The sequence below is a fragment of the Sphingomonas sp. CCH9-E2 genome (assembly GCF_001557215.1).
Taxonomy (GTDB): Bacteria; Pseudomonadota; Alphaproteobacteria; order Sphingomonadales; family Sphingomonadaceae; genus Sphingomonas.
This window is the reverse complement of the sequence record NZ_LSJM01000454.1, coordinates 76,690-84,996: the sequence shown is the minus strand read 5'-3', so window position 1 is coordinate 84,996 and position 8,307 is coordinate 76,690. Positions and strand designations below refer to the sequence as shown.

The following is an 8,307-nucleotide window of genomic DNA, read 5'->3' as shown; positions in this document are numbered from 1 at the left end:
GGTCGCGGGGCTCAGCCATGGTCGCCGCCCCGCGCGTTCGCCGCCGACCAGGCCTCGATGTCGTCGATATGGTAGCGCCAGGTCCGGCCGTGCCGGCGGCAGCGCGGGCCCCTTCCGGCGAGCCGCATCGCCTTCAGTGTCGAGCGCGCGATTCCGAGGTGGAAGGCGGCCTGCTTGGCGGTGAGGAAGGGGCAGGATTCGCGCGCGGCCTTGGCGCGCGCGGCGGCGTCATCGTCCATGGGTCTGGTCCGTGCTCGGGTTCGTGCGGCCTGTCGCCGCGACGGGCCCAAGCTGGCCCGAGCGCGCCGCGCCCGGCAGGGTCGAAAATCGATGCACGCAAATTCGACCCCCCATTTCTGGGGGCTTGCGCTCCCGCGCCTGCGGGCGCGGAAGCGCTTGGCCGACTCAGTCGGCCGGGTTCCAGATGATCGCGAAGGCGTCGTCGTCGTCCTGGCCGGCGGCGCGGCCGAGGTTGGCGTAGAGCCGGCGCGGGCCGAACTCGGGAGCGGCGAGACTCAGCGACACATAGTCCTTGCCGGACATCTCGCCGCGCCGGACCCAGCCGGCCCCCACCTCGACGCCGCCGGCCGAGACCCGGTAGTCGGGCTGCGCGTCCGAGCTCTTCGAGCGGTTGGGCAGGATCTCGATCTCGGTGCGGATCGAGAGCGTCTTGAGCTGGCCCTTGAAGCCTTCTCCGTTGCGGGTGACATAACCGATGGCGGGCATTGATCGTCTCCTTAGGTATCTCGCCCGAAACCGTTCCCGGGCGATGGGCGGACCGGAGGAACGGCACGGAGCCGGATGCGCAAACCCGTGAGGGCCGGAGCGCGAGCGGAGGACCGGAGCGCAAGCGCTTATTTGGAGCGAAGCGTCCGCGAGGAGCCGGCCGCAGGACGGCGGGGAAATAAGCGCGCCCGCGATGGTTTGGCGCGGCCGGCGGCCGTTCCAGGTCTGAGCCCAGGAGCCGGAAGCGGGGCGGTGCGAACGCCGTGGCAAGGAGGCGTGCGGCCCGCCCGCGTTGTCGAAACGCGCGTCCGGCATGCAGGCGGCCAAGGTCGGATGCGCCCGCGCGAGGGTGGCCTGCTCCCCCGCCGAGGCATGGCGGAGCAGCCCGTTCGCGGCCCTTGCCGGGGGCAATCGGAACGTACCGGCCCGTCGCGCAAGGCCGGCGGCAAGGCCGTCGAGCGAGCCCGGCGCGCGAACGTTATATCGCGCCCAGGCCTTCGTCGGTCTCGACTATCCGGAACACCTCGCCCGAGCCGGCATCGCGGTAGAGGTCCACGCGGGCACCGTCCCAATGATAGTCGAGATGGCGGCCCTGGCGCGGATTGTGCGCCAGGTCGGGGTAGAAGAGGCCGACGCATTCGCCGCCGTCGTCACGCAGGCTCGGGTAGACGATGCCGTCCGAACCGCTCGCGCGCAGGGCGGCGCCTAGCCGCCGGGCGGCCGTGTGGTCGGCGGGATCGAGCACTTCGGCAAGGCCGCGCGCGCGCCCACGCAGGTCGTGCAGCTCGGCGCGGATATCGAGCAGGATTTCGCGGAACTGCGAGGTCCAGCCGGGCGCTTCGCGCGTCCGCGCCATGAAGCGGGCATGGTGGTGGATCGTCTCGAGCAAAGCGGTACGGAAGCGGTTGCCCGCGTAGAGCACGCCGTAGCTGCCGTCGGTGAAGCGGCTCGGCCGGTCGGTGCTGGCATGGGTGAACGGCGCCATCAGATAGCTGGCGCCGGGACCCGCGACGCGGCGCCCGGGCGGCACCAGGTCGAGCGCGCCGATCGTCTCCATCAGCCGCGGGTTGGTCTTCTGCTCGGCCGCGATCAGGAGCGGCCAGTCGGCCGGGTCGGCAATGTCCTCGAACAGGTCGATCGGCGGATAGAGGCTGCGGATGATCCGCACCGCCCCGTTCCACTCGACCTGCGTGCGCGCCAGGCGCCCGGGCGCGATCACCAGCCGCCGCGCTCCGCGTCGAGGTAGCGCCGCAGCCGCATGAGGTCGGTGAGCTCGCCGCCGAGCATGATGTCGAGTGCCGAGCGCCCGCCGAACGCCTCGTTCGCGGCCTTGATCCAGGCATAGCCGCGCTGCGGCTCGCGGAAGACGAGCCGCAGCGCCTTGTGGATGCCCATCAGGTTGGAAAGGCGCGCCTTCTTGTCGCGGTCGAGCCGGCCCTGTTCGCCGGCCTTCCAGCGGCGATAGGTGCGCACAGGCATGTCGAGCAGCAGCGCGGCCTGCTCGTCGGTGAGGTCCCACAGGCGGAACAGGTTGACCACGGCGCGGAACATGGCCGCGCCTTCGGCATCCGAGATCGGCTCGGGAACGAAAGGCGGGGGCGTGGTCTCGACGCGGTGCAGGGCGGTCATGCGTAGTCTCCTTATGGCATCATATAGGCAAAATAATGCCAAATGGCAATATATACTCCTGGCCGTTGCTCATCCTCCAGCCCTTTCCCGCACGACGACGTTGAAGACGACGGAACCATCCGTCAGTGTCTCCTTGACCAGCGCGAGATCGCGCACGTCCACGTAGACCGCCTCGAGATTGCCCTCGCCGTTCTCGAACACCTGGCCGATCATCTCGTCGAGCGCGTCGCGCAGTTCCGCGAGCGTGCCCGGCATCCAGCGCTCCATTACCTCCCTTGCCATTTGACTTGCCTCCTTGGTTGCCGGTCGCGCGCCGAGGCGCATCGGGTCGGCCAACCCCGGCTTGGCCTGGACAGCGCGGGGCGCTGTCCACCCGGTGCCCGGCCGAGGCGCGCGGCCGGATTTCGCGCCAATCCGCAGGAGAGGCGGGGCGGTTCACCGCCCCGCCTCAAGGTTCAGGCCGCGAGCGGGGCCGGCTCGGCGGCTTCGGGCACGGGCTCGCATTCGGGCTCCGGCGACAGCGCCCCGGCGTCCGGCGCGGGCGGCGCGGGCTGCTCGACCGGAGCGCGCGCGGCCTCGGCGAGCGCATGCGCGCGCACCGTGCCGACGCCGCCGCGCTGCGTGTAGGCGGCGGGCGGGAAGGCCATCCACCGCGGCACCCAGCGCTCGCGCTTCGCGCGCCCGTTTTCGCCCGCAAGGCAGTCGGAGACGATGCGCTTCAGGGTCTTGCCCTTCTCGCGGGCGTTGGCGCTGGCGACCGCCTCGCCCGCGACCTCGGCGACGAGCGCGGCGAGCACCTCGCGGTCGCGCGCCAGCTCGAAGAAGGCCGGGTCGGCCTGCCACCAGTCGGCCATGTCGAGGCCGATATGCAGCCCCACCGCCTCGACCGCCGCGCTCCCGGCGGCGAGGCTCTCGCCCATGACGACCGCGACGGCGTCCATGACCGCCGCATCGGGCAGGTCGAGCAGCCGCCAGAAGATCGCCGCGAGCGTGTCGCCGTCCGCGCCTTCGGGCCTGCCTTCGACCACGGTCGGCTCGTCGGGCGAGAAGCCGAGCAGGGCGAGGACCGCGCGGCGGCGCTCGTCGAACAGAGTCTCGCCGCGCGAGGTCTCGACGCTTTCGCGGGTCTCGTCGCTGCGCGCCGTCTGCGGCTCGGCGCGGACGCTCCACAGGGGCGAGCCGGCGATGGCGTGGGCGAGCATGAGGCGCAGCGCCACGCCCGGATGGGCGAGCAGCGCCGCGCGCGCAGCCGCGCGGCGATGCAGGTCGATATAGGCCTGCATCGGGCCGCTGACCTCCGGGCGGGGCGGCTTGGCCGGAGGCTCGACCTGCTCGCCGCGCGCGATGCGCCGGGCCTCGGCGCGCGACAGGTAGCCCTCGTGGAAGATCACCTCGCCGCTGGCGCGCACGTCGATATAGACCCGCCCGCCCTTGCGCTTGGGCGCCTTCTCGTACTCCCAGCTCTGGAAATGCTCGCTCGGCGGGACGATCACCGCGTCGGCCCATCCGGCGTCGAGATATTGCGCGCGCCGCGCTTCGATGGCGGCTTCCTGCTGCGTCCAGAAAGCGTCGGCATCGGCGAAATAGCTGTCCTCTCCGAACAGGTCGGCGACGACGGCAAGCCCGCTCGCGGCAACGTCGAACAGCGCATGGCGGGTGCTGATCGACTGGCCGCCGAACAGCCACGCCTTCAACTGGTAGCCGGTCGGCAGGTAGGCGTCGGGATCGTCGGCGAGCGCGAGCCATGCCCGCTGCTGGCTCTTGCTGGCGAGCGTCAGGTGGCGGACGGTCGCGCGGTCGATCTCTTGCCGTGCATACATCGCGCGGATGCGCGGGAGCAGGTTGCCGAGCGCGAGCACGCGCCGCACGGCAAGCTCGGGCAGGCCGAAGGTGGCGGCAATGTCGTCCACCGTGCGGCCTTCCCTGACCAGCCGGGTGAAGGTGTCCCACTGGGTCACCTCGTCCGGGTCGAGCCTTGCCAAGTTCTCGATCAGCGAGGCTTCGATGGCGGCGGCATCGTCGCCCGCGTCGAGGATCGCGCACGGAAGCGGCTCGGCCTGACCTGTCTCGTCCGCGATGATCCGCGCCGCGTGGAAGCGCCGCCTTCCGGCGACGATCTCGAACGCATCGGGCTCGCCGTTGGCGCGCACGATCAGCGGCACGAGCACGCCGCGTGCGCGGACGGTCGGCAGGATGTCCGACACGTCGGGCGGGCGCTTGGCGTAGCGCATGTTGGCCTTGCTGACGGCCAGCTTGTCTAGGGCAAGAAAATCGAGTTTCATGGCACTTGCTCCTTCAAGAGCGCCGGTCCGTCCGAGGGATGGCAAGCCGGGACGGACCGGCATTGGTCGGCGGCGGGACGCGCCGCCCGCGTCAACCGCCTCCATCGTCATGCGAGGCAGGCGGAAGGTCGGATGCCGCACGGCCATGGCGGGCCGCGTGGCGAAACATCAGCTCTGCGGCGGGAATCGAGCCGGCGGCGCGCGCCGCCTCGGCCCACTGCGATAGCGGGCGCCGGGTGCGGAACAGGAGGTCGCGATCGATGCCGAGGCCGTAGGGCAGGCGCAGCGATGCGATCTCGGACAGGCTGAAATAGCCGAGCTCGGGGCATCCGAACCCGAGGTTGGCGAGGCCGAACAGCGCGTCGCCGTCCTCGCCAAGCTCGGTTGCGAGCCATGTCCCCGCGCCCAGCGGATTGAACAGCTTGAGCACCGGAACGGGGTCCGGCTCGGGCTGGCGCAAGCGCACGGCGGCGCGGCGGGCGTTGGCGTTGGCGCGCAGCGCCAGCCGCAGGTCGGGGGTCAGGAGGATCATGCCGCCTGCCTCCCTTCCCGCCCCTCGCGGTGGCGGGCGAGCAGCCAGTCTGCGGCCTTGCTGGCTTGCCCGGCGGCGCGGAAGATCGCGCGATTGTCCTCGCGCAGCACGTCGAGCCAGCCCGCCAGATAGTCGGCATGGCGGACGGTCGGCACGATGCCGAGGCTCGCGCACAGGAAAGCCGCGCCCATTTCGGCGACCAGTTCCTCGCGCGCATAATCCTTGCTGCCGAACGCCCCGGTCTGGTTGCGCCCGAGCCGCGAGGGATGGCCGGTCGCGTGGGTCAGTTCGTGCAGGCAGGTGCGGTAGTAGTTGACCTGCTCGAAGAAGGCAGGCTGCGGCGGGACCTGCACGTAGTCGGCCGATGGCACGTAGAATGCCTTGGTCCCGCCGACGCGGAAGTCGACGCCGCTGGCGGCGATCACTTCCTCGGCGAGCGGCACGATTTCGCGCTCTGGAAGCGGCACCGGCTCGGGTGCGAGGCCGGGCCGAAGCCCCTCGCACTGGGCGACGTTGAACACGGTGAAGCGCTTGAGGAACGGAATGGCGCGGGCTTCCTCGCCCGCCTCGCGCGCGCGCTCCTTCTCGGCTTCGGGGGTGAAGCGGTCGGCATAGACGACGGTCGTGCCGCGCTCGCCCTTGCGGACGTTGCCCCCCGCCTCGAGCGCCTGCCGGAAGGTCAGCCAGCCTTGGCTCGGGAAGCCCTGCTCGATCACCGCGCCCCAGAGGATCAGCACGTTGACGCCGGAATAGGTGCGGCCGGTGAGCGCGTTGCGCGGCAGGCCGGGCGTGGGTCCGGTGCCCTCGGCCCGGCCCCAAGGCTGGACCCAGGGGAAGCGCCCGGCCTCAAGCTCGGCGATGATCCGGCGCGTCACCTCGTCATAGAGGCTGGCGCGCGCCTCGGGCTGCGCTTGCGGCTGGCCGGGGCCTGCCTTCGGCTTCCGCGCGGGGCGACGGTTGGGGGTTGCACGCATTGGCTCGCCTCCTTCCCGCCCAAAAAACCGCATGGCCTCCCCGGAAAGCGGGGGTGGGCGGCGAGAGGCGACCGGAAAGGCGCGGGCCCGAGCGGCGGCGGCACCCGAAGGGCCGCAACGACAGTGAAGGAGCCGGCCAGGGGCCGGCTTGCCGCCGCCGCGCCCGCGCCTAGGAGGGAGCGCCGCCCACTCCCGCGCATCCGGGAGAGGCCACAAGCAGCGCCGCCGCGCGCGAGCGCGGCGACCGCTTCACGCGCCAGTGATCGTTACCGCCAGGCCGAGACCTGCGACAGCTGGACTCGGCGGCGAGGGGCATTGCCCGAGCCGTAGAGCGCGGTCGCGCGGCACGCGCGAGGCGCCAACCCTCCCCGTTAGAGGGCTATTGAGACTCACGCATGTCTCCCCACCCGAAGCGCGAGGCGCAGACGTTTCGTGCGTCTAGGCGGCGTCGAGGATAACCATTAGTTGGACCTATGGATTTCAGCAAAAGCATCACTCGAATCTTCGAGCATCTCGAGAACGACAACGTCGAGGCGGCGACGATGGCCTGCCTCAGGGTTGCGCGGTCTGCGCAAGATCACCTGAACGCCGCCTTCTTTCTGCGTGAACTCTATCCTAAGAAGGAGGAGGTCGGGCGCATGATCTACGACGACACCCAGCATCTGAAAAAGGATGCGGGAAAGTTCATCTTCGAGCATTCCTTCGAGCGCTGGCTTGAAATCCACACCCTAGATTTCTCCTTCCCCTCGAACGATGGCGTAGAGGGACGAAATGTCTTGAAGGTCGCAGCGGGGGAGATCGATGCGGAGCTGTCGCAGTGGGAAGGTACGCTTCGGGACCTCTCTCCACCCGCAGGACTACATGCGTTCGACGCAGCCGCGTTTCATGACTCCGCCAATCGACAACGTGCCGAAATCCGACTGCGCATCTCGGCGCTTAACACGATCAAGTCGCGTCTGAAGACCCGGTGTCTGAATTACGCGATTCAGATAGAGAAGCAGTTGGCAGCTCAGGAGCGCAATCAAGCATTCCTTTGGGCGGTCGAGAACGACGTAAACAACTACTTCAAGGACAGGGACGTCGATGTCTATCAGAAGCTCCAGAAGGCTTCGACTCTGGCCTCATCGTCGGATGCCGAGGACGGGGCCTTGGCACTCACCGAAATCCGACGTGCTTTGAAGGCCGCCGCTGATCACTTCTATCCGCCGCGAAGCGAGCCCGTCGTATGTTCAGACGGAAAAGAGCGGGATCTAGGCGATGAGCGGTATCTCAATCGATTGAACGAGTATCTCGCGACCAGGATGGCCGCATCCACCGGGCGGGACTTGGCTAAGGCAGAGCTGGAATTGCTCAGCGCGTTCATGCGGCGCTTGAACGATCTCGCTTCTAAGGGCGTTCATGCCAACGTCTCGCCTGCAGAGGCAAGGCAGGGGCTAGTCGGTACGTTCATGTTCCTGTCGACAATAACTCAGCACACGTCCGAGCCGACGTAATGCGTCTCGCCAAAGTTCGAGCGTCGAGAGACCATCGGCTGCGGCCCAAAAGTGCCCGATCGCGGCCAATTGGAGCCTCGTTCGGGATCGATGTCAGCGATCGCAGGCAAGGATGCGTCACCCGAACTACCCCCGCTTTCCCATGAGAAGCCGCCGGTAACCGCCGCCCGCCATCCTCCTTGCATCGCGGACGAGGCGCCGGACCCGTGAGCGGAGCGAGTCAGCGCTGTCGGTCCAGTCGAGCAGGATGCGGTCCTCGCCGAAAAGCGCGGCGCCGATCTCGCGCTGGCTGGCGCCGGCGGCGAGCGCGTCATGGACGCGCAGGACGGTGAGCCAGCGCTCGACGCGCGGATCGCGCGGAAACAGCGAGCGGGCGAAGCGCCCGTGGCGGCACAACTCGAGAAAGCGCCTGAGCGGCAGGATCCTGGTCTCGGCGGAAGCGACACCAAGCAGGCGATAATGGAGCAGCACCGCTTCCTCGCGAGCGATGCTGCCTTCCTCGACATCGATGCGGATGCGGTGCCAGCCGTCGGAGAGCACTGCGTGCTCGCGCCCCTCCACATCGGTCGCGATCGCCAGCCAGGGCGCGAGGCGCTCGGTCCGGATGCTGTCCGGGTCGGAAGGGTCCGACGGCACGGCGATGACGCGGAGCGTGCCGGGATCGAGGTCGG

10 protein-coding genes are annotated in these 8,307 nt (G+C 69.5%); 1 reads left to right on the top strand and 9 read right to left on the bottom strand.

Annotation, left to right across the window (positions count from 1 at the left end):
* Positions 1-11: 11 nt before the first annotated feature.
* From AX681_RS20510 to AX681_RS20475, 8 genes are all read right to left on the bottom strand, one after another.
* Complete coding sequence (locus tag AX681_RS20510) at positions 12-239, bottom strand: helix-turn-helix transcriptional regulator (protein ID WP_066661588.1); 228 nt, start codon at positions 237-239, stop codon at positions 12-14.
* Between the two features lie 166 nt (positions 240-405).
* Complete coding sequence (locus AX681_RS20505) at positions 406-726, bottom strand: DUF736 domain-containing protein (protein ID WP_066661586.1); 321 nt, start codon at positions 724-726, stop codon at positions 406-408.
* Positions 727-1,204: 478 nt separating this feature from the next.
* Positions 1,205-1,945 carry an RES family NAD+ phosphorylase gene (locus AX681_RS20500; protein WP_066661583.1) on the bottom strand — a complete coding sequence of 247 codons (741 nt, stop codon included), beginning with the start codon at positions 1,943-1,945 and terminating at the stop codon, positions 1,205-1,207.
* The gene (locus tag AX681_RS20495) at positions 1,942-2,355 is read right to left on the bottom strand and encodes an MbcA/ParS/Xre antitoxin family protein (RefSeq protein WP_066661580.1); all 414 of its coding nucleotides are present in this window, start codon (positions 2,353-2,355) and stop codon (positions 1,942-1,944) included. Before AX681_RS20495 ends, AX681_RS20500 begins: the two co-directional genes overlap by 4 nt.
* A gap of 69 nt (positions 2,356-2,424) precedes the next feature.
* The gene (locus AX681_RS20490) at positions 2,425-2,622 is read right to left on the bottom strand and encodes a hypothetical protein (RefSeq protein ID WP_066661577.1); all 198 of its coding nucleotides are present in this window, start codon (positions 2,620-2,622) and stop codon (positions 2,425-2,427) included.
* 188 nt (positions 2,623-2,810) lie between these two features.
* The gene (locus AX681_RS20485; protein WP_066682693.1) at positions 2,811-4,637 is read right to left on the bottom strand and encodes a ParB/RepB/Spo0J family partition protein; all 1,827 of its coding nucleotides are present in this window, start codon (positions 4,635-4,637) and stop codon (positions 2,811-2,813) included.
* Between the two features lie 91 nt (positions 4,638-4,728).
* Entirely contained in the window at positions 4,729-5,169 is a 441-nt protein-coding gene (locus AX681_RS20480; protein WP_066663945.1) for a DUF2958 domain-containing protein, read from the bottom strand.
* Positions 5,166-6,143, bottom strand: a complete 978-nt coding sequence (locus AX681_RS20475; RefSeq protein ID WP_066663950.1) for an ArdC family protein — start codon at positions 6,141-6,143, stop codon at positions 5,166-5,168. Before AX681_RS20475 ends, AX681_RS20480 begins: the two co-directional genes overlap by 4 nt.
* 473 nt (positions 6,144-6,616) lie before the next feature.
* Between AX681_RS20475 and AX681_RS20470 the strand changes: the two genes are divergently transcribed.
* Positions 6,617-7,636, top strand: coding sequence for a hypothetical protein (locus tag AX681_RS20470; protein ID WP_066659179.1), 1,020 nt, complete (start codon positions 6,617-6,619; stop codon positions 7,634-7,636).
* Between the two features lie 126 nt (positions 7,637-7,762).
* On the opposite strand, the gene AX681_RS20465 is transcribed toward AX681_RS20470, so the two are convergent.
* A complete protein-coding gene (locus tag AX681_RS20465; protein WP_066659180.1) occupies positions 7,763-8,272 on the bottom strand; it encodes a DNA -binding domain-containing protein in 510 nt (169 codons plus the stop codon).
* Positions 8,273-8,307 lie beyond the last annotated feature (35 nt).